Genomic DNA, 24,618 nt, shown 5'->3' on the forward strand with positions numbered 1-24,618 from the left:
GCGGTTTTTTTGTTGTACAGATATGCGTTCAAGGTTAAGATAAGTGTTTACGAAGCTCAGAAATACACATAATATGGAGTTATTGGAAAAGATGGTACTGGGCTGCATTCCCTGATGTTAGCTATCAATCCATGGAGGTGATCGGGTGAGAATAGATAAGCGCATATTTAATATCTCGGCATGGCTGGCTCTGTTAACCATCCTTGTGTTCCCGGGAAAAATAGGGGTGGAGGGTGTGGGTACACCACGAATCGAATATGGATATTGAAAGTGAGAAAAACATATAAAGGAATGTACGGGTTGCCGAGAAGGAAAAATGACCGAAGGAGCTCTCCATATGAAAAAAATTTCAATGGTCTTGTTGTTTATTAGTTTTATTGTAATGGGCTGCGTTTCTAAGACGGATTCGATCGATATGCCCCTTTATGAGGGCAGAAGCCTCGTTATTGGTGTGATCGGAGAAACACCGCAGGTTAGGGAGGAGGGACATGTGGATTTTAAGGAGGTTACGTTTGAGCAGCTAGAGGAGCTAGACCTTTCTCCTGAGCTTGACGCCGTGTTCATAACGAAAGAACATCTGGTGGAAGCTTCTGAGCCCAAGTATACAGAAGTTTATAACAAGGCTGAAGTTCCTTTTTTCTATATCGAGTCTAGCAAATCTCATGTCCCCTTCACGATCGAAGAATTGTCCTATGATGAGGTTCAAGATCTTTCAACGGATATGTACGCAACAGGATATTACGGCAAGGATGATCAATATTGGGGTTACGGATTATACAACAATGTTATGAATGAGACCAATATCAAAGCTGTCTATTCGCGTATTTTCACAACCATCGAGTCGTTGCACAATGACGGAGGAATGTAATTTGCAAGAAATAAACTGGTTGGAGAAAAGCGAGACGCTTGAGTTATTGCTGGAACATGAAACTGCCATTCAAGTCGTCCCGTTAGATTCCGGTCTGGAAGCTGAGGTGGTGAAGATCGCCACGTCAACGGCAGACTATGTATTAAAGGTATGGAATAAAAAGTCCAAGCCCAACGTTCAGATGCAATATCAAATATTGAATGCATTAAGCTCGCATGGAAGAGCGGTGTCGAAGCCTTTGGGCTGGGGGTCAGACCGGAATGGCAATCCAATATTGCTGACCAGTTACGACGGTACGCCCGTTCAAAAGGTCGATCAGCCTAAATTATTGAAACTTGCAAAGATTTTAATGGATATACATAAACTTCCTCTGGATAGCCTGAAAGGCTCCGGGCTGCCGGATTATGACTTCACCTCCTATTTTTATCCTCGAATGGATGAGTTCCCCGATATCCTACACCCATTGATGGAGCTTGTTCAGCGTGCGGGCATGAAACAAGAATGTGTTATCCATGGCGATTACCACCTTGGCAATATTCTTGAGAATGAAAACGAACTGACTGTGATCGATTGGACGAATGTCCAGATGGGTGATCCCAGATATGATATCGGATGGTCGATTATCTTAATGTGGATATATGTAAGCGAGAAGCGAGCTTCCTTCTACCGTGCTGCATTTTGTACCGAGAAACGATACGAAGCGGATGAGCTTGAGCTGTTTGAAGCCATAGCCTGTCTTCGCTGGGTTTTGCTCAGTAGAGTGGACCACCCACCCATGAGAAAGGATACGATCGCAAGGGTTAGGTCCATACTTACGAGCAACAAGTATTTAAATTTCAAGCTTCTTTAAGTCTGAGCCAAAACATACACAGCCGGTTCTCTGATAAGAGGTGATAGATATACGGAATCTTGGAGCAGTACTCTGAGCCCCTTATAGCCATTTCACATGATGGTAGGGGGCTTTTTTGTCTATAAGAAGCAGCGTGATCCCCTACCAATCCGCCAAGAAGAAGATAAGTAGAAGGTATGCAAAAAGCTCGATTAAATCTTTCTCCGAAGATTTAAAAAAGAGGGTTGACATCAGCATGTCCATTCTTGTAATCTTTGTTTGTAATCGTTTACGTAATCGATTACATATCGGAATCATGACGTTTTGAGGTGAACAATGTTTGGCAAAAGCAACGATTAAACAAGTAGCGGCGGCAGCAGAAGTATCCACGGCCACCGTTTCAAGAGTGCTGAACGACAGCGATTATGTAAGCGATGAGATTAAAGAGCGAGTGATGGCCGCGGTGAACCAGTTAAATTACCGGCCAAGCGCCATCGCCCGCAGTCTGAAGCAGGACCGGACCTATATGATCGGGGTCGTCGTTCCCGATATTTCCAACCCTTATTTTATGGGCATTTCCAGAGGTATTGAGGATATTGTAGGCAAAGAAGGCTTTCAGCTTATATTCTGCAGCTCGGATGAGAATCCGGACAAGGAAAGACGATTGCTTAAGCTTATGCAGGAAAAGCGCGTGGATGCCGTCGTACTGGCGACGTCTGGCGGCAATGACCCGGCGATCCAGCAGCTGGCGGATTCCAAAATGCCGATTGTTCTCGTAGACCGAAAGCTGGACTCGCCGGAAACGGGGGTGAGTCTCGATCTGGTAGCCGAGGACAATATCGAAGGCGCATCCCGCCTAACCCGGAAGCTGCTTGAGGATGGGCATACGGCAATTGGTGTGGTAAACGGTCCAACGAGATCCAGCACGGGCAGGGAACGGCTTGACGGTGTTCGGAAGGCGATGAAGGAATACGGGCTGAACGAGGAACCCATGGTATATAACGGTGACTTCTCTACAGAGGACGGAATCCGGGCGGTGCGGCATTTTCTGAGTTCGGAGCGTCGGCCAACTGCAATTATATCCCTGAACAACCGAATGAGTCTTGGCGTTCTGCTTGAAATTGTACGCAGCGGTCTAAAGATTCCGGCCGACATAGCGGTAGCTTCTTTCGGTGAGGTAGAGGCCGGTCCATTACTCAAGGAATCGGGACTCTATTATATGGAACAGCATCCCTATGACATGGGGATCAAAGCCGGAGAGATTCTTCTAAGTCGAATTCGCGAAGAAGCTCCGTTGTCTGAACCGGAAATCAAGATTTACATCAATGAAGTGAAACAGCTGAATTGATCACTTTGGGATCGATGCTTTGCATTCTGGTATGCATACACAATGTCCCAGAGGAAGGAACGGATATTCCGGTTAATCGCGCCTGGACCGCCTTCGGCGGACTGGAGCCGGTCTCGGCCGATTACCGGGCATGCGCAGCTTATGGTCCTTTGTACAATAGGAGGCAGATAACATGAAGCAGTTATACACCATTGGCGTGGATTTCGGTACGGAATCGGGCAGAGCTCTGTTGGTTGATATCACGACCGGGCAAGAAGTTGCTACCCATGTGACGCCATACATGCACGGGGTCATGGACGTTCTGGTCCACTCCGGTTTGAAGCTGGAGCAGGATTGGGCGCTTCAGCATCCGGGCGACTACATGGAGGTGCTTCGGCAATCCATCCCGCGTGTGTTGTCGGAGGCAAACGTACCACCAGATCAAGTCATCGGGATCGGCATCGACTTCACGGCATGCACGATGATGCCGCTGGATGCCGGAGGGACTCCGCTGTGCATGCTGGAGGAATGGAGGAACAATCCGCATAGCTGGGTAAAGCTGTGGAAGCACCACGCGGCGCAGGATGAAGCGAACCTGATCAATGAAGCCGCTAAGCGGCGTGGGGAGAAATTTCTTGCACGTTATGGAGGGAAGCTGTCCTCGGAGTGGATGCTGGCGAAGTCTTTACAGATTCTGAATGAAGCTCCCGAGCTGTACGAGCAAGCTGTACTGTTCATGGAGGCTGCCGATTGGGTGGTCATGCAATTGACCGGTCAGCTCGCACGTAGCAGCTGCACCGCAGGCTATAAAGCCAATTGGCATAAACGTGAGGGATATCCGTCCAAAGAATTCCTGCAGTCGCTTGATCCGAGATTCGGGTCCCTCGTGGAGACGAAGCTGAGAGGACCGATCAAGCCACTGGGTTCGAAAGCGGGCGGATTAACCGAATCGATGGCAGCCTTAACCGGCCTTCTGCCGGGCACCGCGGTAGCTGTAGCCAACATCGATGCCCATGCCATGGTACCGGCCGTCAGTGTGGTAACCCCGGGCAAACTGGTGCTCGCCATGGGCACCTCTACGTGCCACTTGATCTTAAGCGACAAGGAAGTGGCGGGGGAAGGCATTTGCGGCGTGGTCGAGGACGGGATCATCCCCGGTTACTACGGTTATGAGGCGGGCCAGTCGGCCGTTGGCGATATATTCGCCTGGTATGTGGATGAGGCAGTACCGGAATATGTCCGGCGCAAGGCTGCCGATGAGCGCCTTGGCATTCATGAGTGGCTTGAGAGGGAAGCGGTCCAATATGCGCCTGGCCAAAGCGGACTGCTGGCTCTCGACTGGTGGAATGGAAGCCGTTCCGTACTGATGGACGCCGATCTGAGCGGCGTCATCCTCGGATTGACCCTCCAGACCAAGCCGGCTGAAATATACCGGGCGCTGCTGGAGGCCACCGCCTTTGGAACGCGGGCGATCATCGAGGCCTTTACCGAAAGCGGCGTAGAAGTCCAGGAGCTCTATGCTTGCGGCGGATTGCCGCAGCGAAACCGACTATTGATGCAAATCTATGCTGACGTTACCGGCAAGGAAATTAAAGTAGCGGATACCGTCCAAACGGCCGCTTTTGGTGCAGCTATGTTCGGCGCCGTCGCGGCAGGTAAAGAGCAGGGAGGCTTTGGGAGCATCGTGGAGGCTGCAGAAGTCATGGCACGTGTTCGCGAAGAGACCTTTAAGCCGATTGAGGCCAACGTGCGTGTATATGATCAATTATACAAGGAATATAAAGGACTTCATGATTATTTGGGAAGAGGCGAAAACGGGGTGCTGAAACGCTTGAAGGCATTACGGAGCGGGAAATTACTGGAATGAGCGCAAGAATGAACACCTAAATGAACGAGGGATTAAAACCTGGCAGCAACGAAATATATCGCCGGATTGTCTTTACATACTAAAAGGAGTGATAACAGATGATGAACTTTAATGGGCTCAACATGCACCTCGGAAATTTATCCCGGCTGTCCAATGCGCAGACGAGATCCATCAGCGCGGAGAATTTTACCGGTGAAAAAGGAAAAGGCGGCATGGCCACCGACGGCACGGGCGCAGCGGCTTCCAGGGACCTGGGCATGGGCTGGAAGGTCTCACCTTCCGTGGAGATCTTACCGGGAGAAACGTTTACGATGGGGGACATTCAGGGTCCCGGAGCGATTCAGCATATCTGGCTGACCTGTCATCCAACGCTGTGGCGTAATCTGATTATCCGCATGTATTGGGATGATGAGAAAGACCCTTCGGTTGAGGTGCCCGTCGGCGATTTGTTCTGTAACGGATGGGGAGAGCGCAGCGATGTCAATTCGATTCCGGTTGCCGTGAATCCGGCCGGCGGCATGAACAGCTACTGGCAGATGCCCTTCCGCAAGCATGCCCGTTTGACGATGGAGAACCGTGCGCCGGAAAAGGCAGTCCTTTACTACCAAATTGACTATACGCTGACGGACATCCCGGATGATGAGGCTTATTTTCATGCGCAGTGGCGGAGAACGAATCCCGTTCCTTATAAAGAGGTTTACACCATTCTGGATGGGGTGACTGGACACGGGCACTATGTAGGGACTTACCTAGCGTGGCAGGTGAATAATAACGGCTGGTGGGGCGAAGGCGAGATCAAGTTCTATATGGACGGGGATCAGGATTATCCGACCCTTTGCGGTACGGGAACGGAGGATTATTTTGGCGGGGCCTGGAATTGGGAGCAGCCGATCGGTACCTATCGAACCTACTCGACGCCATATTTGGGGATGCACCAAGTGCTGAAGCCGGACGGATTGTATCGAAGCCAGCAGCGTTTTGGCATGTATCGATGGCATGTCATGGATCCAATCCGCTTTCAAAGCGATCTTCGCGTGACCATTCAGGATCTCGGCTGGAGGTCCGGAGGAAGGTATCTTCCGCAGCAGAGCGATATTGCATCGACGGCGTTCTGGTATCAGGCCGAGCCCCATGCGCCATTCCCAGAGCTTCCGGATAATGATAAGCGGGAGGTTATATAAAGGAGGAGCTATTGCTTACCAGCCGGTAAGGTGAAAATTTAACTGAGCATGGTGATGAACCGTCCCTCGCAGCGATGCTGCGCAGTGGACGGTTTTTTGTGTTTTCCGACGACCCACCTTGGTCCAACCGGGAATGAGTAACCAAATGCATTGAAAGTAATTATTATTACGTTTTGGAGTAATTTATTGTTGACTCTAAGAGTCATTTAAAATACCTTATAAAGTAACAGGGTGATAATGAGACATTGAATTGACCACTCTGTTCATGGGGGTGAAGGGAGAGAAACGGATGTCAAAGGTTCATAATCTAAAACCGGATATTCACACACTTCACGGATTTTTTAGCAAGGAGCTTGAGCCCGCCCTATTTATTCAGTCAGGGGATACCGTTGTGTATCAAACCTTAGATGCGGGTTGGGGACTGGAGAAGCGATCTTCTCCGGGCGCGGCGAGAACGAAGTTTACGGAGCGCAAGCCGGAACGGCTGGAGAAGCATTTTGGGCATGCTTTATTAGGTCCCGTCCATATCCAAGGGGCTACACCCGGGCTTACATTGGAGATCCGGATCAACGAAGTCGTTCCCGGTTCGTGGGGGTGGACCTCTGCCGGAGGTTTTCCGAGCTATTGGAACGAGAAGCTGGGCGTGGCCGACGCCAAGGAAGTGACGTTGGACTTTGAATTGGATGCCCGGACAATGACAGGCAAGAGCCAATTCGGAGATTTCATGTACAGCATCGGCCTGAAACCGTTTATGGGAATTATGGGCATGCCGCCGAAAGAAAAGGGTCAGTATTCCACTTTTGTACCTCGCCCCTATGGAGGAAATCTTGATTGCAAAGAATTAACCGCCGGCAGCACCTTGTATCTGCCGATCCCGGTTGATGGCGGGCTGTTCTCAACAGGAGATGGACATGCGGCTCAGGGTGACGGCGAAGTTAGCGGTCCCGCCTTGGAATGCCCCATGGAGAAGGTGAGCCTAACCTTTCATGTCCGTGACGACATGCCTATAACGATGCCCAGAGCGAAGACGAGTACCGGCTGGCTTACGATGGGGTTTCACGAGGACCTGGACGAAGCCATGTGGATGGCATTAAGCGGGATGCTGGATCTCATGACTGAGCTTTACTCTATTTCAAGAACAGAGGCGTACGCTTACGCCAGCTTGACAGTGGATCTGCGGGTAACCCAGATCGTGAACATCCTAAAGGGTGTGCACGCATTTTTACCTTTTGGGGCGTTGAGGTGAAAGGAAGTTAAGATTCTTTTCTGAAAGAGATGAAGCAGTTCCATCAATCTATCATTAAAAAGGATGTACGCACTTGGACAATCTGAAGCTGAATGTATCACTTTTACGACAAAGAGTTCCGAACCTGACCAGCGCAGCCAAATCCGTCGGATTGCGGCCCGCCACGGTTTCCAATCTATGTACGGGAAAAATTCCCGTTGGTCGGGCTGAAGTCCGTACCATTGCCGCATTGGCCTCTCTGGCAAAATGCAGTCTGGATGAACTGATTCTGCGCGGAGAAAGCGTGGAGATGATCGAAACCGGCATCAAACCGCTTGATCTATTTGCCCCTTTAGTAAAAGGGGGTACCGTTGGTCTGATCGCCCGCCCCGGAATGGGCCAACTGGTGCTGCTCGGCGAGTTGTTTCATCACTTCAAGCAGGAAGGGTTCATGACGATTTTGCTAAAGCCGGAAGGGGAACATCCCGAACTGCAGGATATGCTGAATGACGTAGAAAAGGTTGCTTATTCAATAGAAGAAACTTATTCCATAGTGGCGAATTCGAATACCGAGAAAGACATTGTGTTTGCAGCGGACCGGGAGCACGTCTTGACCGGCCATATCTACGCTCTTCAGGAACGTTTTCAACAAGAGGGCATGAGGCAGGTCACGACTTTTCTTGTGGACCTCAAAGGTGGGGTTGTTGATGAAGATATGCCTTACGGACCGCTGGAGACGTTGTGGTATTTCGATGCCAATCTGGCGGCAAGACATATGTTCCCTGCCGTGAACCCGTTATATTCCACATCATCCGTATCGGAAGGCGTTCATCTGGATCAGGCTCACTTATCCGTCCAACAGCGGGCCCAAAAGCTGCTGCGCCGTTATCGCGAGCTGCGTTCACTGGTTCAAGTGCGAGGATTGCAGGCTATTCCGGCTTCCGAGACGGAGGTTTATGAGCGGGGAGAACGGCTCGAGGCCTATCTTACGCAGCCTTTTTACGTTGCCGAAGCTTATACCGGGTTACCAGGCGAGCGGGTTCATTTGCAGGATACGCTGCATGATGTTCAAGCTATTTTGAACGGCAGCATGGATCACCGATCAGTGGAGAGTTTATCCTGGATCGGGACAATAAAATAGTACTGTATCCTTCAAAAGTCGATTTCTCGTAGTTTGTTTATCGGGATTATCGGCTTTTTTGCATGATTCCGCATAATATAATCCGTATGTCCCATAGCTGATAAGAAAAGGCCAGTATATAATATGTGCTAGTCTGAATCGTGCGGATGGCAGGAAGGATTGCACTGGACAACAGTAATGCCATCCTTGTACGGGACACGAGACCATACATAAAGGAGAAATGGACATGAAGAGAAAAGGTTGGCTTATCGCATTTGCAGCGGCATTATTGTTAACACTTATCGTAGTACCGGTTCAGCAGTCTTTCAGCGCAGAGGGCAATCCGACGGCAACCGCCATTACACAGAGTGCTCTGAACGATCTGTTCCACTTGGATCATGTCGTTAAGATTTACGTGCCTTCAACGGTGAAGGGGGACATTCCAATTACGGACGCAGCTCATCAGAAGTTTGTCGACCAAACGCTGACGAAGCTGTCCGGCTGGTTTGGCGGGGCAACGGCGATTCCGGGTGAAGGAGCTTGGGTAGACAACAACAAAACCCTCATCAAGGAAAAAGTAACGATCGTGTATGCTTTTGCCGAGAAACTGGACAAGGACGCTCTTAATCAAGTGGTTGACTATGCGAAGAAGCTTAAGGACGATCTGGCGCAATCCGCCATTTCCCTCGAGGTTGACGGCAAACTGTATTTCATTGAGTAGTGGATTCTCGGATCAGCGATGTGCTAATAGAGGACGTCTCCCTGCTGTCTGTCATGGCAGAAGGGGAGACGTCCTCTTTATTACGTTTGGAATTCTAATAGAGGAACCTCCACAAATAAAAGGTGGCGTAGGATTCCCAGTTCGCCCATGCTTCCGACAGCTCCAGTATTTCCTTCTTTGTCGGTTTGACCTCCAAACCCAGCAGATGTTTGATGGCATTGTGCAGACCCACATCATCGATGGGAAAAGCCGCCGGCATTCGCAAACAGCGCATCAGCACATAGTTGGCTGTCCACGGTCCGATCCCGCGGATGCTGACCAATTGTTTCTCCGCTTGTTTCAAGCTGCCTGCTTCAAGCAGCTGCTCCTTCGTCAATTTTCCTTCTACCATAAGCTGGGCCACTCCGATAAGATACTCGCCTTTTTTCACGGTCATCCGAAGCCCGTCCAGGTCTTCAACACGCAGCGGTGCAATGTCCTCAGGTCTTGGAAAAATCCAATAAATTTCTCCTTCACACTCCACGCGGCGGCCGAAGGCTTCAACGAAACGTCTTTTTAACGTATAGGCATAGGCCAGGTTAATCTGCTGCCCCAGAATGCCCCAGCACAAAGCCTCGAACAAATCGGGAATGCCCATGTTGCGAAGTCCATAGAAGGACTGAACGGCTTGACTGAGCAATGGATCTGTCTCCGCCATCGTATAAAACGGTACGAGATCGGTATTCAGATCGAACCAGTCTCGGACATAACCCGCAACTTCCGCCCGCTTGCAGGGATCGGATGGGGCGGTATTCCCCAAAAACCGAACAAGGATCGCTTGCTCCTGAGGCTCCGCACTGACTTCAATTACAGCGATGTCACCTTCAAGTGGGATAGCCCGGTAGATGCTGTCATTGCGAATATGAAAAAGACATTCGTTCGGCGATCTTTGCAAATAATTAAGGTTCTCCGTAAAACTGAACTCCTTCGGTACGAAAAGCCTTATGGCTTCGGCATGATCTTCCCAGCTGTCCCGGGGGAGTTGATTCCCGATAGGATATCGCTTGTCGTCATGTGTCTGGTTTCGTTCCTGCATCTTCATCGTTTCCTTTCGCTCCTGGAATTATCTATACTAGTTGTACCATAAACAGGGGGCGTATAATTTTGTTATCTTGCTCTTCTATTCCAAAAAGCGTACAACAAGGATATCCTGTGGTTATAATGTTAGCGGAGGTGAGGAAACGTGGCAAACCGAATACAACCGAGCGAAGCCCAGTGGAAGGCCATTATCGACAACGACAAGGATAGTGACGGCAAGTTTTTCTATGCAGTGCAGACAACGAAAATCTTCTGCAGGCCATCCTGTAAATCCAGGCCCCCGAAGTTTGAAAATGTGCGCGTGTTTCAATCGGCGGATGAAGCGAAAGCCGAACGCTTCCGGCCATGCAAAAGGTGCAAGCCGACGGGCGAGCGATTACCGGACCATGAATGGATTGAACTCGTCACCGAGTATATCGATAAACACTATACGGATCATTTGTCGCTTGATGTCTTGGCCGATGTGAGCCACGGCAGTCCGTACCATCTGCACCGGATCTTTAAGCGCGTCAAAGGTCAGACCCCGATGGAATACATTCAGGATTACCGGATCGGTAAGGCCAAGGAGCTCCTGACAAATTCCAGCTTAGCCATTTCGGATATCGGCCATAAAGTGGGCATGGAGAACACGGCTTACTTTATCACGTTGTTTAAGAAGAAGACCGGGATGACCCCCCTTAGCTATCGCGGGCAATATTTGAAACATACAAACGCGGAGGTGCACGATCATGAAATCCAATAATTCAATTACCATTAACTGGACTCAACTGCGTCATGATAACTGGAGCGTATACATCGCGGCCACGGAGCAGGGCTTATGTTACGTCGGATCACAGGATAAGCCTTTAACAGAGTTGGAGAACTGGGTACAAGCGAAATTCCCTGGCTGTGAACTTGTGAAGAATGATGAAGCCATGCAGTCGTATGCGGCCGAGATGGTGGAGTATTTTCAGGGGAAGCGCGATCGGTTTGAGTTGGCTATGGATTACAAGGGGACCGCTTTTCAGATGGCGGTATGGAATGCACTGTGCCAGATCCCGTATGGGCAGACTTTTACGTATTCTGACATCGCCAACCAGATTGGAAAGCCGGCAGCGGTTCGAGCTGTAGGAGCGGCTATTGGGGCTAATCCGCTGCTGATAACAGTGCCTTGTCATCGGGTAATTGGCAAAAGCGGCGCTTTGACGGGGTATCGCGGGGGGCTTGCCATGAAGACCCGGCTGCTGGAGCTTGAGGGCGAGCGAGCCAGGATGAGGGAGACTATGAAGTATGCCTAAATCGTTGGCACAACGCATAGCAGGGCTGGATTGGGCAGGGATACAAGCAGCTCTGGATGAACAGGGATATGCGGTCATTCCAAAGCTGCTGCTGCCTGAAGAGTGTACAGAGATTATCAACACATATTCGGAAGAGGAGCGGTTCCGAAACACGATCAATATGGCTAGGTACCGGTTTGGGATCGGAGAGTACAAGTATTATCAAGCTCCACTTCCAGAATCGCTGCAGCAGCTTCGGGAAAGCTTCTATCCTGAGCTTGCACTGACGGCTAACCGCTGGTTGACGCAGCTTGGGCATGAGGAGAGGTATCCCGAGAGATTGGATGCGTTTCTTGAGATGTGTCACGCGCAAGGGCAAGAGCGTTCGACGCCGTTGATTTTGAAATATGAAGAGGGCGGCTATAACTGCTTGCATCAGGATTTGTACGGAGATGAATTCTTCCCGTTTCAAGTGGTATTTGTGCTGAATGAGAAGGAAGTCGATTACACGGGTGGAGAGTTTCTGCTCATGGAGCAGCGGCCGCGGGCACAGAGCCGGGGACATGTAATCACCTTGGAACAAGGAGCGGGGGTAATCTTTCCAACCAACCATCGTCCCGTTCAGGGAGCGCGGGGGTATTACCGGACCACGCTTCGGCATGGCGTCAGCACGATTACGTCGGGGACCCGATATAGCCTCGGGATTATTTTTCATGATGCGAAGTAGAGGGGGGCGTGTGTGTTTACTCATTCATTATGGGATGGGAGGAGCGAAATAGTATAATAGAAGAAAGTGTGGAAATGAGGTGTGTCCAAGGTGAAACATGCAGTGTACTATAAAACGCCGAAGACCCTACTCAATAAAGGAACGGGATTCCTGAATGGATACAGCCATACATTGAACCCGTATACGGGCTGCGCCTTCGCTTGTTCTTACTGCTATGTCCGGCAAATGCCGGTATCGATATTCCGCAATCAGGAATGGGGAAGCTGGGTCGACATTAAGCTCGAATCTGCTGATATATTGCAAAAAGAACTGAAGCGTGCCAAGTCCAAGGGACCCGTCACGATTTTCATGTCTTCCAGCACCGATCCTTACCAGCCGGTTGAGGCCAAGGAAATGGTGACTCGCGCGTTGCTTGAGGTGATGGTCGGCGAGCCGCCGGATTTTCTGCTCGTACAGACACGCAGTCCGTTGGTCCGGCGGGATATCGATCTGCTGCAGCAGTTAGGAGATCGCGTGCGGGTAAGTATGACGGTCGAGACGGACCGTGAGGAGATGCGCAAGCATTTTACGCCGTCTGCCCCGCCGATCCAAGCAAGACTGAAAACCCTCGCGCTCCTGAGGGACGCAGGAATTCCCGCTCAAGCAGCGATTGCACCCGTGCTTCCGAGCACGGAGGCTTTCCCACAGATCCTGCGGCCGCTCGTTGATCGCGTGTGCATCGACGATTATTTTATGGGGGACGGCAGTGGCGGTAAACGTACGAAGAGACTTTCAGTTCAAGCTCTGTACGAGGAGCTTGGGGAGCAGGAATGGTACGATCCTACTGCTTATCAAGTAGTCTACGATCGATTTAGCAGGGAGTTTCCGGAGGAGCAGTTGTTTGTGAGCCAGCAGGGTTTTGAACCTTAGGGGATAGGTTGGCAAGTATAGTAGTTAATCCGTGATTCATTGATTAGATAGACTTTGATAGGTTTAGGCGAGGACCGGGAGAACGTTTCCGGTCTTTTTGCCATGTCTGCTGGTAGAGGATTATGGTATGATAGGCGAAAATAACCAGTCATACGTAAAGGAGCGAATGAACAATGAAGATGGATTTGACGGATAAAATTGCGTTAATTACGGGAGCCGCGGGCCAATTAGGCCGCGTCATGGTCAGAACTCTAGCGGAATGCGGCGCGGATGTGGTTATCCACTATCGGGGAAGCCAAGCCAAGGCCGAAGAGCTTCAGCGAGAAGTAGAGTCGATGGGAAGACGGGCTTTCCCGGTGCAAGCCGATGTGACGGATCAAGCTTCCGTGAATGCCATGCGGGATGCGGTGCTTGCACACTTCGGTGCGCTCCCGCATATCATTGTTGCCAATGCCGTCGAATCCTATCAATGGACTTCTGTATTGGAGCAAGCGCCGGAGGATTACGAGAGTCAGTTCCAATCCTGCGTTATGCAAAGCGTCTATCTGGCGAAAGCCTTCGTTCCCGCTATGATCGAGCGTCAAAGCGGCCGCTTCATCGGGATCAACACCGAGTGTTCGATCCAGAATTTCCCGAGCCAATCCGCCTACGTAGCAGGCAAGCGCGGCATGGACGGTGTCTACCGCGTGCTCGCCAAAGAGATCGGCGAGCACGGTATCACCGTCAACCAGGTCGCGCCGGGCTGGACGATCAGTGACCGCGATCGGGAGAACGGTACCGAGCATAGCGCCTCCTACGAAGCCTCCGTTCCACTGAAACGCCGCGGAACGGACCAGGAGATTGCCAATGCCGTGGCATTCCTGGCTTCGGACTTGTCGTCGTTTATTACCGGGGCGTATATTCCTGTGTGTGGCGGGAATGTGATGGTAGGGATATAGAGGTTCGGTAAATGGAGTGAGCTCAGCCGTGTTCATGAGCTTCGTAGATTCTCATTGTGATGGGGGATTTGCGAAGTTCGTGGATTTTTGAATCATTAAAATCTATGAGCGCGTGAAATTATGGTATGAGCCCAATTTCATGAATCGGTTTGATATGCATAATAAGTGCAATTATACAGATAAGATACCCCGAATTTATTTTGAGACTCAAACCTTTTGGAGTACGATCAATAGAAGCTTTGATCTTCCCGAAGCATTCGAAGATGTGAGTTCAGTTCCAGGCCGATAACCCTGCAAGGCTAAGTGGCAAAGCCACGCAGTCGCACTCGCTCCTTTAAGCCTATCGGGTTCGTGAAAACTTACAAAGGTAGATGAAATCAACGGATTCAAGATTGATTAAAAATACCGAACAATCGTTCTTCATCTTGTTGGTAGATGATGGTACAATAAGGAAAGACAATTGAATCTTGGGTGGGCATGGTTTCCCTTCGAAAGGAGGTGAAGCCATGGAAGTTAAAGATGCGTTGACGGTCATGTTTCTGTTTGGATCGTTTATCCTTGCACTTTTAACATACATCAATTCGAACAACAAGAGAAAGTAAAAACCCACCCCAAGGTTAGCGCCGAAGGTGGGTCTTTATTCTGATCGCTTAGAAGGGAATAAACCATCCAAGCCAATTGTTCAGCCGAGTGTTCCCGCACTCGGCTTCTTTATAAATTATGATAACACAATTGGAAAAAGAAGTGAACAGGAAATGGGTTAAAGGATAAGCCCTCGAATTGTACTGGTCTATATTCAGACCAAAATTTTTAGATAAACATAGTCGAGGGATAGGATATAGATTTCTTGGACACATCGATACTTTACAATTTGGTAGTTATCCATTAAACGAAACGCTATTATTCCAATTTGATTCTGATCGCGATATTGGGATGGAGTGGGATTTATCGGGTCTTTTATATTTCTTTATTGAGAAAGAGGATTAAATAAATCTGAATTTTGACCACATTATGACAAGTCGAGTGGGTACTTAGTTGGTTTATGAATCTCTGAGATGTTGTGTACGTCATACAACACCGCATTGACCCATCGGGGCGATGCAGCAATCTTGGTCTAGGCTAAGTCCGTCGAACCCAGTCGCGGTGCTCCTTTAGCTCTGGGGTTTGTATATACAAGAACGTTAGCTGAAATTGCAGATTTAACAACTAGGAGGAGAAACAATGAAGCAGGTATCATCATTGGAAGCCTATCTACAGGCATCTGAGTATATTGATTATTTTGATGCTCAGATACAAGATGTGATCTTATCTTTTACAGAAGAAACTGAAATAGAAAGAATAAAAGCCGCATTTGAATTTGTGCGCGACCAGATTGATCATTCTTTTGATATTAAAAATGATGAAGTAACAAGAAAGGCCTCTGAAGTATTGAACAAAAGACATGGAATATGCTATGCCAAATCTCATTTGTTAGCAGGTATACTACGTGGAATGGGTATACCTTCAGGCATTTGTTATCAAAGGTTAACCCTATTCGATAAACCCGAGGATGGGTACTGCATACATGCATTGAATACAGTGTATTTGAAGGAATATGACAGGTGGATACGGTTAGACGGAAGAGGAAATAAGGAAGGCGTAAATGCACAGTTTTCAATAGATAAGGAGAGATTAGCATTTCCCATTAGGGAAGAATATGGCGAGAAGGATTATGAGATTAATTACGATCAGCCCCATCCCATCATTATTCAAACATTAGAAGCCTATTCAAATGGTATGGAGATGTACCTAGGCGGATTACCAGAAGACCTGAGTGAGTGAACGAGGGCAGCAAGGAAAAGGCGGTAATTGAATACGAAATTACTGAAATACATAGATAAAAATGAGGTGCATGAATGCTTTTTCATTTTAGCGAAGAGGCTGATATTGAAGTCTTCATCCCCAGAGAAAAACAGAACCGATCAGATTTTCCGGCAGTGGTTTGGGCAATCGATGAGGAACATGAATTCTCATATTACTTCCCGAGGGATTGTCCGCGAATCGTATGTAGAAGAACAGAGGATATCAGTCAGAAAAACAAAGAATTATTTTTTAATAACACGTTTGCTGACATCATTGTAACTGTAGAAAGTGATTGGTATGCAAGAATCGTTGAACAAACATTATATAAGTACCAATTTGAAAACGAGGGGTTTGAAATTTTTGATAAGACTGCAGGATATTATATTTCCTATCAAACCGTAAAGCCAGTGGGTATAGAGAAAGTTGATAGACTGGTTGAGAGACTTCTAAGTAAGGGAATTGAATTAAGGGTTACACCCAATTTACGTCCTCTTAGGGAATCAATAGTTTCTTCAGATTTTAAGGAATTTGGAATACATAGATTTAATAATGCCAAGTAATTGTAGGGAGGATTCACCTACTGCATTCGTCAAAACTTAAAGTGAACAAGGATAGAAGTGCAGGTATGGGACGATCGTGTGATTCGTCTTTTTTTAAATAATGTAAAGGAATGAGATGAAGTTATAGAATCTAATGAGTAATTTTATCGATATGGAAATCGACCAGGCCTGGGTTGCGTTTGGATGAACATGATAAACGGGAGGCGATCATACTGCTGATCTCACAGATGAATCCAGAGACATTAACGAGAGAACAGATCACGAAGGTGGTGTTCGGAGCGGAAACGGAGATTGATGATGGTACGCAGACCGGAGATTGTATCTTTGTGTTTGGCGGAAAAAATCTGGACCGGGTATGGAAAGCGGTTGAATTATACAAAAGCGAACGCGCCCCCTATATATTATTCACTGGTGGAGACCGATTTGGCGAGTGGGAGCAGCCTGAGGCGGTTATGATGCGGGATCAAGCGATAAAAATGGGTATTCCGGCAGAATCCATTTTTATTGAAACGATGTCCAACCATACGAAGGAAAACATATTGGCCTCCCTAACCGTGCTTGACCGGGCATTGGGGTTACAACGAATCCATCGGCTCATGCTTGTCAGTGCACCTGGTCATATGCGCCGATGCCAACTGATGCTCAGGACCTTTATGCCCCCTTGGTATGAGTATGTATGGTGTCCGGACCATCGTTCTCTAGGGAGACGTGACAATTGGTGGACCGATCCTGTTGAAGAGAAACGGGTGCTGAGTGAGCTTAATAAAGTGATTGGCGGGGTAAAGGGCCGATATTTTGTTGATGCGGATGTTGAAATTTGAAAATAATCTTAAGGTAGGCATTACAGAGTGGACTCGAAATTGAGCTGGCAGTTTACCTGATGGCCAGAGAAGGCAATAGCCGGAGTGATAGATGCTTTCCAGACTCCAACGGAGAAGGCGGAATCATGCTGGAGAAGCGGAGCGGTCCCCTTTGCCCCCGGATTTCAACCTTGGAGAAGTACAATAAGAAATCTGGGGGGAACAGGGATCGAAAGCATAATCCGCATACGTAGTGCTGCCTCACGATGAGTTGGGTTTTTATCACCATTACATACAATGATAGAAGGAGCCGTTTTCCTGAACACACTTCAAGGAGGGCGGTTGTTTTTGTATTGCAAAATAGGGAAGCAACCACACGCCCAGGCCATAGGCCCGGGCGTATCTTGTTTGAAAATCTTCTTACATACACAAATTGATCCGTTAGAGATATGGATAAAAATTAACATATAAAGTAAATTTTTTACATATAAATCAACTTACGAAATATGTAAATGAATCAAAATGGAGTAAATAAGTTGTATCGACCTAGTTTTAGAGAATTTAGCAAGACCATTGTGATTTATAAAGGAGGTGATGTCGTCTTCGCAACAAAGGCTAAGGCTAACTATCACTTATTTTGAGGAGGGATTAATGGATGAAAAAGGGTTTATCCAGAGTGCTGGACAAATCGAGAATGATGATGTTGCCTTTATTGGTCGTCGTGTCTATGGTGTTGAACTTTTTTCCCCTTGAGGCGTCTGCAGCAGAACGAGGCGCTTGGGCACCCAATGTATCTTATGCCGTAAACGACAACGTGACGTACGATGGAAAAACGTATAAAGCAATTCAAGCTCATACCTCATTACCCGGATGGGAACCGCCTAATGTTCCTGCATTGTGGCAGTTTGTTCAAGGCGGTGGAGGTGGTGATACTGTAGCTCCGACAACTCCTACGAATGTAACTGTAAGCGCAGTCACCTCTTCAAGTGTTACTATATCCTGGCAAGCCTCTACGGACAATGTAGGCGTGACAGGGTATGATGTATACCAAGGCACATCCCTTGCCATTTCGGTTACCGGTACGACAGCGATAATAACGGGCCTTTCACCGAACACGACCTATTCTTTTAAGGTCATTGCTAAGGATGCTGCCGGGAATCTTTCTCCTGCCAGTGCAACCGTGAATGCAACCACTTCAGAAGGAACAGGAGGTCCCCAGCCGACGAGGCATATATTGACAGGGTACTGGCAGAACTTTGTCAATGGTGCGAGCAAGTTGAAAGTGAGAGATATACCGGATCAGTACGACATCATTGTGTTAGCGTTTGCCGAGATGGACCCTGTTAACCCTGGTGGTGTCACTTTCACTGTGGATTCTGCGCTATCCGCAGCGCTTGGCGGGTACACCAATGCCGAACTGATCGCGGATATTCAGGCAAAACGCGCTCAAGGCAAGAAGGTCATTATATCCATTGGAGGGGAAATGGGAAACATTAATTTGAATAATCCTTCCCCGAATGTAGCGAACTTTGTGAACAGCATGTACGGAATCATCACTCAATTTGGTCTTGATGGGATAGACATTGATCTGGAGCATGGCATGAATGTACCTAATTTAACCAATGCAATCCGCCAATTGAAGCAAAAAGTGGGAAATGATTTTGTTCTGACGATGGCACCCCAAACGATAGACATGCAGAATCCAAACACCTCCTATATGCAGCTTTATACCAATCTGAAGGATATTACAACGGTAATTAACGTCCAATACTATAATTCTGGATGCATGCTAGGTCGTGACGGTAAATGCTATTCCCAAGGAACGGTTGATTTCCTGACGGCTCTTTCGGACTTAACACTGCAATGGGTGTCACCTTCCCAATTGGGATTGGGAGTACCTGCTACCTCTTCAGCAGCTGGAGGCGGATATGTCTCTCCAACGGTCGTAAATAATGCGCTAAATTGTCTAGCAACTGGAAACAGCTGTGGAAGTTATAAACCCGTTGCTAAATACCCTGATATCCAGGGAGCGATGACTTGGTCCATTAACTGGGATGCGACCACGAATTACACGCTTGCCAAAACGGTGAGACCATTCTTGAACACGCTGCCTTAACATGAATGATATTTGTACAATTTAAGTAGATTATTCTATTTAATAGAAGGAAACCTCTCTTTGATAGATGGTGGTAAATAACCGTCATTATCATAGTGAGGTTTCCGTTTTGTTTCGGCTGGTCGAAAGGGTCTGTCCTTGGACACGCGCTATCCAGTATCAGACCATATTGTTACAGACCGGAATCATGCTGTAGAAGCGAAAGCGGTCCCCTTTGTCCCTGGATTTCAACCTTATAATAGGACAATAAGAAATCGGGGGCAACAGGGATCGGAAGCATGATCCGCATTCGTAGTGCTGCCTCGCGAAGAGTGATTATAATCTCCATTGCATTTACAATCAAACTGTGGATCAGGGCTCCCATATGACCGTCGGGTACGGGAGTTGGTCATAAGCACTGGCCCAGTAATAGGAGTCGGCCATGATGCGCCGCGGCAGGAAACCGATCTCCCCTCGGGAGACGGAGATGAGCTCGGACTGCGATTGGAATACGCCTTCCGCATTTGTTCCGGCATTAACATATTTGCCAGCCATATGGGTGAATCGTCCGCTGATCTTGGCTGTAACAGGCAGCCTTGTTTCCATATCGACCATCTGCATGGAGACACTGGCGATGCCGGCAGAGTAGGTGACGGTCATCTGATCAATCACCATCGGTTTCATGGTGGACGGTGCTGTTGTTGCTGAAGCAGCCGCGCTGGCAGCTCCTTCATTGCCGCTGATATCAACTGCCGTGATTTTATAATAATAGGTGGTGCTCGGCAGCAGCCCGTTATCTTTGTAGGAAAGTCCTTTGGAGGTTCCGGCGTAAGTAGCGGGTCCGATCTCAAAGTCGGCTTCGGTCCCGCGGTAGATCCGATATGCATTCACCGCCGTGTTATCCATCGCCATATTGTAAGATACATGAATGCGCTGAAAATCAAACATGGCCGCTGTTGCCCCGCTAACCGTGCTTGGTGGTTCATGGTCGGAAGGAGGCTGCCATGCGTAGCCGCCAGGGCCCCATTCGCTTGGAAAATCAACGATCGAGGAGTAATGATGGAGGGCAATGCCGCCAAACGCCGAATCGTTCAGAAAAGAGTCGTACACCTTGTTTAACTCCTGCTCCATATAAGTTCGCCCTTCTTCATGAAAGCTGATGGTTTCCGGATCCCCGCCATCCGCGATGTCTTTCGTCTCGACTCCGATCACAACCGACTTCGGCTTGCCGATCGAATTGGCATAGGCCAGCTCATTTAGCGCTTGCGCGATGATGCCGGCGCTGCCTTCGGCCTGATCGCGATAATTCATAATCGAGATATAATCGGCCGTGTCCTGAATATGCTCAGACAGCCATTTCGTCTTTCCGTTCCATGAAATATTGCTGGCGTCGGCAGAAGTGTCGTACCATCTTGGAATCGCTGCGCCGACTGACAAGGCGAGTCCCGATGCCTGCTTACGTTCCATCAGCAGCTGCAGCATATCCAGGTACTGAATCTGGACGGAAGGCTTTGCAGTTTTGAAATCCGGCAGGATATACGGTTCGGTATCCAAGTTCACGCCATCAAAACGTGCGGACTCGCCTGAGGCCAAATTGTAATTCAATATCTGCTCAAATTCCCTTACGGCATGAGTCTGATATCGACTATAGGCTCCGAAGTAAGGTGGGGTAGTACCGCCGGCGATCAACGCTTGAACCCGAAAACCCTCGGCGTGTGCCCACTCGATGAATTGTTGAACCTCGCTTCGATGATCCTCCAGCATTTTGGTTCCGTTATATTGACCGACAGCCAAATAAAGCGTCGTAATCGGACGTTGATGAAAGGTCGTTGTATCCTTTGCCATGGACGAGAGGACAACGCGGGAGTTCGGATTCAGGACGAGAGGGTAGGAGGCATTTTCCCAGATCCAGATCGCTCGATCCTGATCCGGCAGTGGTTCCGGAGTATAGGTGTTGCTAGTTACTGTTTCAGGATTCGACGCGGAGGGATTGTATACTTCATCTATTACGCTAACTTGAGTAGGATGGATGAGATCCATATAGACGGCATCTGTAACCGTCGCGGGATTTTTACCTTGGTTAACCGGGGGTTTCCCCCCTGTTCTTGCATAGACCGTTAGGCTATAGCCTGTATTGCCATAAGTATCGGTTGCTCTGGCTTCCAGGCTGTGAACCTGTTGCGTGGATTGACGCGAATCGAATGTATATTGATATCCGTTTTTGGCAGGGGAGACCTGCAGCCATTCTCCACCATCGATGCGCAGCTCAACAAGTGATATCGGATTTTTACCTGTAGCGGATATGTTAATATCCACTTTGTTACGCTGCAACGTAGACTCTATAGGGCTGGTAATCTCCACTTTTGGAATATGGGCTGCAGGATTATCGACGTTCAGGTGAATCCAAGGAGACCAGATGCCGTAACGCGTAACCGCGTCATTTGCTTTCAGCACCATTTCGACTGAACCGTCCAAATGACTTGTGTCGAGCTTGTAAGACCAGGACCCGCTGTTATCACCGTTGGGATCATCCATCTGAACATCTGTCACAAACTCACCATTTACGATGAGCTGAAGCTCATACACGCCAGAGTAGGTCCCGAATAACTCAGCCACACCCGGCTGAAGCGTTTGCCCTTCCTGATGGGAATCGATTGTAATCAACGCTGCTGCCTTGGCATGGGGAGAAGGGATACAGATTGTAGAGATTAGAACTGCCGCCAGAAACAAAAGCCCGCACCTACGTAAATGTGAAAGCATCATCGTAGTCACATCCTTGTCAGTATGATGTAAACCTAATGGACTCTACGGCAGTTACAATTACTTACTTTCCCTAGGAGTATACATTTTCGTAAATATGAAGCGCTTACTTTTTAATATTACGAAAAAAACCGAATAGAACCGATGTCGGGTTCGTGTCAAATTATTATTTTTTATGGCAGGCAGGTTCAACTCCATATTCGATAAGCCGATGAATGGTGCCACGCACGTCAACCCGTTCAAAATTGCCATGTTCCTGGCTTATATGCATAGGCATACCGTGAACGGGCCGCATCATCAGATTCGGGGTGATTTTGGCATGACGCACTAACGAAAAATGATAACGTTGAAGAAGAACAGCAAGGACAATCTTAAGTTCTTGCATGGCGAAATGCCAGCCTATACACATATGGGGTCCCGCGCTGAACGGCAAGAATTCGAAAGCTGTTGGCTTCATGGTTACCCACCGCTCCGGCTTGAAATGATTCGGATCTTCGTAAAGCTGCGGAAGACGATGAGTAATGAATTGGCTGAAAAATATATTCGTCCCTGCTGGGAGGGCATAACCATCCAGCTCACAAGGCGCAGCTGTAATGCGGGTGCCGATGCTGGCTGGAGGAAGTAAACGCAAACTCTCTTTGACGACATGATCCAGTAGGGGAAGTCGGCCTAATGTCTCTTGTGTCGGAGGGCTTCCACCCAGCACAACGTTTAATTCTTCCATCAAGTTTGCATAGATATCCGGGTGCTGTATCAGTAGAAAAAAAGCCCAAGTCAAAGCATTTGCGGTGGTTTCGTGACCAGCTGTATAAATTGAGAATGCATGCCCGACTAACTCCTCATCCGTTAAGGTTGAGCCATTCTCATCATGTCCTCTAATTAGTGCGGCTAGCACATCCGTTGCATCAGCCTCTTGCCGCTTCTTATGAATCATGGACCGTATTTGAGTATTAAGCTGTTGTGCAGTACGAAGAGAGCGACGATATGGAGTGAACGGAAGATTAAGGGGAGCGAGCGTAGTAAGCAGAAAAGATTTCGTAAACCGGTTGATCAGCGTCCCCATCGTATCCATTAGTTCACTATTATGAACACCAAATAACGTCTTAAGCGCGATGCGCTGCGTTAACTTTTTCATTTCGGTGTTGATGTCAATCCGGGTACGTCCTCCCCATTCGTCTGCCAACTGTTCCGTTGTGCCTGCCATATCCTGGCCGTATTTTTCAATTTGTCCATGCAAAAAGGCGGGCTGTATCAGGCGGCGGTGCTGTTTGTGCTTTTCACCGCTCATCAGCAGGAGATTATGGTAGAATAAATCCCCCATTACGGTATCTTTGGGTATCTTAACAAGAGCCGTGCTCATCTCGAAAAAGTTCGGGTTGGACAGGATTTGACGGTTCAGTTCGGGTCCAAACGCAAAGACAGAAGAAGGCTTGTGGCTTTTTCCCAGAGCAGCGAGCTTACCATACGTTTCAAATAACTTATGCTGAAATGCGAACGGACTGCGGAAGAAATGAAACATATGGATCCTCCAGCCAAGGGCGGAATCAGGTCCTGGTATACGGTTCATATTACACACTTCCTTTTTTATAATTTGTAATTAAATCATTCATATATTTCATAATAACCCCTTCGCGGAAACTGAGCAACATATTTTTGAAATATATGAATTGCATTATTACAAAACATTCAGTATAGTTTTATGCGAGAGGTGAGGATATGAACGGTTATCAACTACGCACGGAGAAGAAAAAAGAACAAATTATGAAAACAACCTTCGATTTGATAAGCAAATATGGAGTCGATAAGACCAGCATTACAGAAATCTCCAAACACGCCCGCGTGTCCCCCGTCTCCATTTATAATTATTTCGGCAGCAAGGAAGAGCTTGTTCGTATGACGTTTGTCGATTATATGAGTAAAATCATGAATGAGTATGAGAGTTTGCTGGATAAGCCCATCCCTTTTCAGGAAAAATTGGAGTTGCTGCTGGGAGCACGAATGAATAGCGTGGATCAGATTAACGCGGATCTTATTCAAATCAGCCATGAACCGTCTGTTCGAGAGCTGATCGAGACATTTTACAAGGAGAGAACGATTCCCTTTTTTGTGAAATTGATTGAGCAAGGCAAGCAGGAGGGGGTTATTGATCCAGAAATATCGATAGAAGCGGCTTTGTTCTATATTCAAGTGTTTAAGGAGGCGCTGGCACGCCCGGGGTTCATTACGCAAGCGAGTCCTACCATGCTTCGGGATATCGATCGCCTGTTTTATTATGGTTTGATTGGGAAACCGGAGCACTCCGGGACAGAGAGAGCTTAATGAGTTGTTGATACAGGAGTCAAGGCGAGGCAACCTTTGGTGCAGACCAAGGGTTGTTTTGGTTTGCATACAAAGTCATAAGCTAAATGGATTGTAAGACATTTCATTGTGATCCAGGATCATCAGGAGTAATAAACGACGCAGCTTTTTTTATCCTCATTTCCGTCTTGAGACCGAGAGCAACTCTATACCTGAGA

At 48.2% G+C, this 24,618-nt stretch carries 24 protein-coding genes; 21 read left to right on the top strand and 3 right to left on the bottom strand.

Annotated elements, in window-relative coordinates:
- Positions 1 to 145 precede the first annotated feature (145 nt).
- The 9 genes from ACETK5_RS08670 (at position 146) to ACETK5_RS08715 (ending at position 9,138) form a co-directional block, all read left to right on the top strand.
- Positions 146 to 268, top strand: coding sequence for a hypothetical protein (locus ACETK5_RS08670; protein ID WP_394055121.1), 123 nt, complete (start codon positions 146 to 148; stop codon positions 266 to 268).
- A 69-nt stretch (positions 269 to 337) separates the two neighbouring features.
- Positions 338 to 868 (top strand): hypothetical protein, encoded by a 531-nt coding sequence (locus tag ACETK5_RS08675; RefSeq protein WP_394055122.1) that lies wholly within the window; start codon positions 338 to 340, stop codon positions 866 to 868.
- A gap of 1 nt (position 869) precedes the next feature.
- Positions 870 to 1,718, top strand: coding sequence for an aminoglycoside phosphotransferase family protein (locus ACETK5_RS08680; protein WP_394055124.1), 849 nt, complete (start codon positions 870 to 872; stop codon positions 1,716 to 1,718).
- 319 nt (positions 1,719 to 2,037) lie between these two features.
- Complete coding sequence (locus tag ACETK5_RS08685; protein WP_326120314.1) at positions 2,038 to 3,045, top strand: LacI family DNA-binding transcriptional regulator; 1,008 nt, start codon at positions 2,038 to 2,040, stop codon at positions 3,043 to 3,045.
- 172 nt (positions 3,046 to 3,217) lie between these two features.
- Positions 3,218 to 4,891 carry a ribulokinase gene (locus ACETK5_RS08695; RefSeq protein ID WP_394055126.1) on the top strand — a complete coding sequence of 558 codons (1,674 nt, stop codon included), beginning with the start codon at positions 3,218 to 3,220 and terminating at the stop codon, positions 4,889 to 4,891.
- Positions 4,892 to 4,989: 98 nt separating this feature from the next.
- Positions 4,990 to 6,072, top strand: a complete 1,083-nt coding sequence (locus tag ACETK5_RS08700; protein ID WP_100537748.1) for a glycoside hydrolase family 172 protein — start codon at positions 4,990 to 4,992, stop codon at positions 6,070 to 6,072.
- Positions 6,073 to 6,361: 289 nt separating this feature from the next.
- Complete coding sequence (locus ACETK5_RS08705; protein WP_394055128.1) at positions 6,362 to 7,318, top strand: acetamidase/formamidase family protein; 957 nt, start codon at positions 6,362 to 6,364, stop codon at positions 7,316 to 7,318.
- A gap of 73 nt (positions 7,319 to 7,391) precedes the next feature.
- Positions 7,392 to 8,438 (top strand): ATP synthase beta subunit C-terminal domain-containing protein, encoded by a 1,047-nt coding sequence (locus ACETK5_RS08710; RefSeq protein ID WP_394055130.1) that lies wholly within the window; start codon positions 7,392 to 7,394, stop codon positions 8,436 to 8,438.
- Between the two features lie 226 nt (positions 8,439 to 8,664).
- On the top strand, positions 8,665 to 9,138 hold the full coding sequence (locus ACETK5_RS08715; RefSeq protein WP_394055132.1) for a DUF3574 domain-containing protein: 474 nt from the start codon (positions 8,665 to 8,667) through the stop codon (positions 9,136 to 9,138).
- A gap of 94 nt (positions 9,139 to 9,232) precedes the next feature.
- On the opposite strand, the gene ACETK5_RS08720 is transcribed toward ACETK5_RS08715, so the two are convergent.
- Positions 9,233 to 10,219: a DNA-3-methyladenine glycosylase 2 gene (locus ACETK5_RS08720; RefSeq protein ID WP_394055134.1), complete on the bottom strand. Its 987-nt coding sequence runs from the start codon at positions 10,217 to 10,219 to the stop codon at positions 9,233 to 9,235.
- A gap of 141 nt (positions 10,220 to 10,360) precedes the next feature.
- On the opposite strand from ACETK5_RS08720, the gene ACETK5_RS08725 reads away from it, so the two are divergent.
- The 11 genes from ACETK5_RS08725 to ACETK5_RS08775 all read left to right on the top strand — a co-directional run bounded on the left by ACETK5_RS08725 (position 10,361) and on the right by ACETK5_RS08775 (position 19,363).
- Entirely contained in the window at positions 10,361 to 10,957 is a 597-nt protein-coding gene (locus ACETK5_RS08725) for a bifunctional transcriptional activator/DNA repair enzyme AdaA (protein WP_394055136.1), read from the top strand.
- Complete coding sequence (locus tag ACETK5_RS08730; protein ID WP_394055138.1) at positions 10,944 to 11,492, top strand: methylated-DNA--[protein]-cysteine S-methyltransferase; 549 nt, start codon at positions 10,944 to 10,946, stop codon at positions 11,490 to 11,492. Before ACETK5_RS08725 ends, ACETK5_RS08730 begins: the two co-directional genes overlap by 14 nt.
- Entirely contained in the window at positions 11,485 to 12,198 is a 714-nt protein-coding gene (locus ACETK5_RS08735; protein WP_394055139.1) for a 2OG-Fe(II) oxygenase, read from the top strand. The genes ACETK5_RS08730 and ACETK5_RS08735 overlap by 8 nt, the downstream gene beginning before the upstream one ends.
- Positions 12,199 to 12,288: 90 nt before the next feature.
- Entirely contained in the window at positions 12,289 to 13,107 is an 819-nt protein-coding gene (locus ACETK5_RS08740) for an SPL family radical SAM protein (RefSeq protein WP_394055141.1), read from the top strand.
- Between the two features lie 173 nt (positions 13,108 to 13,280).
- Positions 13,281 to 14,045, top strand: coding sequence for an SDR family NAD(P)-dependent oxidoreductase (locus tag ACETK5_RS08745; RefSeq protein WP_100537741.1), 765 nt, complete (start codon positions 13,281 to 13,283; stop codon positions 14,043 to 14,045).
- A gap of 506 nt (positions 14,046 to 14,551) precedes the next feature.
- Positions 14,552 to 14,647 (top strand): competence inhibitor ComI, encoded by a 96-nt coding sequence (gene comI / locus ACETK5_RS08750; RefSeq protein ID WP_224753282.1) that lies wholly within the window; start codon positions 14,552 to 14,554, stop codon positions 14,645 to 14,647.
- Positions 14,648 to 14,825: 178 nt separating this feature from the next.
- Positions 14,826 to 15,032, top strand: a complete 207-nt coding sequence (locus ACETK5_RS08755; RefSeq protein WP_100537740.1) for a DUF1963 domain-containing protein — start codon at positions 14,826 to 14,828, stop codon at positions 15,030 to 15,032.
- 234 nt (positions 15,033 to 15,266) lie between these two features.
- Entirely contained in the window at positions 15,267 to 15,866 is a 600-nt protein-coding gene (locus ACETK5_RS08760) for a transglutaminase-like domain-containing protein (protein ID WP_326120327.1), read from the top strand.
- Positions 15,867 to 15,940: 74 nt separating this feature from the next.
- On the top strand, positions 15,941 to 16,447 hold the full coding sequence (locus ACETK5_RS08765) for a DUF6886 family protein (protein ID WP_394055144.1): 507 nt from the start codon (positions 15,941 to 15,943) through the stop codon (positions 16,445 to 16,447).
- 179 nt (positions 16,448 to 16,626) lie between these two features.
- Positions 16,627 to 17,268 (top strand): YdcF family protein, encoded by a 642-nt coding sequence (locus ACETK5_RS08770; protein ID WP_326120329.1) that lies wholly within the window; start codon positions 16,627 to 16,629, stop codon positions 17,266 to 17,268.
- Positions 17,269 to 17,902: 634 nt separating this feature from the next.
- The gene (locus ACETK5_RS08775) at positions 17,903 to 19,363 is read left to right on the top strand and encodes a chitinase (RefSeq protein WP_100537736.1); all 1,461 of its coding nucleotides are present in this window, start codon (positions 17,903 to 17,905) and stop codon (positions 19,361 to 19,363) included.
- A 351-nt stretch (positions 19,364 to 19,714) separates the two neighbouring features.
- On the opposite strand, the gene ACETK5_RS08780 is transcribed toward ACETK5_RS08775, so the two are convergent.
- Both ACETK5_RS08780 and ACETK5_RS08785 read right to left on the bottom strand, forming a co-directional pair.
- Positions 19,715 to 22,105 (bottom strand): Ig-like domain-containing protein, encoded by a 2,391-nt coding sequence (locus ACETK5_RS08780; RefSeq protein ID WP_394055147.1) that lies wholly within the window; start codon positions 22,103 to 22,105, stop codon positions 19,715 to 19,717.
- A gap of 163 nt (positions 22,106 to 22,268) precedes the next feature.
- Positions 22,269 to 23,669 carry a cytochrome P450 gene (locus ACETK5_RS08785; RefSeq protein WP_394055149.1) on the bottom strand — a complete coding sequence of 467 codons (1,401 nt, stop codon included), beginning with the start codon at positions 23,667 to 23,669 and terminating at the stop codon, positions 22,269 to 22,271.
- Between the two features lie 149 nt (positions 23,670 to 23,818).
- On the opposite strand from ACETK5_RS08785, the gene ACETK5_RS08790 reads away from it, so the two are divergent.
- Positions 23,819 to 24,421 carry a TetR/AcrR family transcriptional regulator gene (locus ACETK5_RS08790; protein ID WP_394055150.1) on the top strand — a complete coding sequence of 201 codons (603 nt, stop codon included), beginning with the start codon at positions 23,819 to 23,821 and terminating at the stop codon, positions 24,419 to 24,421.
- Positions 24,422 to 24,618: the final 197 nt, after the last annotated feature.

The sequence above is a fragment of the Paenibacillus ilasis genome, assembly GCF_043195395.1.
Classification (GTDB): Bacteria; Bacillota; Bacilli; order Paenibacillales; family Paenibacillaceae; genus Paenibacillus_AQ; species Paenibacillus_AQ lautus.

Coding starts and splice junctions, on each gene's coding strand:
- ACETK5_RS08675 (WP_394055122.1), top strand. CDS start 338: ATGAAAAAAATTTCAATGGTCTTGTTGTTTATTAGTTTTATTGTAATG.
- ACETK5_RS08695 (WP_394055126.1), top strand. CDS start 3,218: ATGAAGCAGTTATACACCATTGGCGTGGATTTCGGTACGGAATCGGGC.
- ACETK5_RS08700 (WP_100537748.1), top strand. CDS start 4,990: ATGATGAACTTTAATGGGCTCAACATGCACCTCGGAAATTTATCCCGG.
- ACETK5_RS08705 (WP_394055128.1), top strand. CDS start 6,362: ATGTCAAAGGTTCATAATCTAAAACCGGATATTCACACACTTCACGGA.
- ACETK5_RS08715 (WP_394055132.1), top strand. CDS start 8,665: ATGAAGAGAAAAGGTTGGCTTATCGCATTTGCAGCGGCATTATTGTTA.
- ACETK5_RS08720 (WP_394055134.1), bottom strand. CDS start 10,219: ATGAAGATGCAGGAACGAAACCAGACACATGACGACAAGCGATATCCT.
- ACETK5_RS08730 (WP_394055138.1), top strand. CDS start 10,944: ATGAAATCCAATAATTCAATTACCATTAACTGGACTCAACTGCGTCAT.
- ACETK5_RS08735 (WP_394055139.1), top strand. CDS start 11,485: ATGCCTAAATCGTTGGCACAACGCATAGCAGGGCTGGATTGGGCAGGG.
- ACETK5_RS08745 (WP_100537741.1), top strand. CDS start 13,281: ATGAAGATGGATTTGACGGATAAAATTGCGTTAATTACGGGAGCCGCG.
- comI (WP_224753282.1), top strand. CDS start 14,552: ATGGAAGTTAAAGATGCGTTGACGGTCATGTTTCTGTTTGGATCGTTT.
- ACETK5_RS08760 (WP_326120327.1), top strand. CDS start 15,267: ATGAAGCAGGTATCATCATTGGAAGCCTATCTACAGGCATCTGAGTAT.
- ACETK5_RS08765 (WP_394055144.1), top strand. CDS start 15,941: ATGCTTTTTCATTTTAGCGAAGAGGCTGATATTGAAGTCTTCATCCCC.
- ACETK5_RS08775 (WP_100537736.1), top strand. CDS start 17,903: ATGAAAAAGGGTTTATCCAGAGTGCTGGACAAATCGAGAATGATGATG.
- ACETK5_RS08780 (WP_394055147.1), bottom strand. CDS start 22,105: ATGATGCTTTCACATTTACGTAGGTGCGGGCTTTTGTTTCTGGCGGCA.
- ACETK5_RS08785 (WP_394055149.1), bottom strand. CDS start 23,669: ATGAACCGTATACCAGGACCTGATTCCGCCCTTGGCTGGAGGATCCAT.
- ACETK5_RS08790 (WP_394055150.1), top strand. CDS start 23,819: ATGAACGGTTATCAACTACGCACGGAGAAGAAAAAAGAACAAATTATG.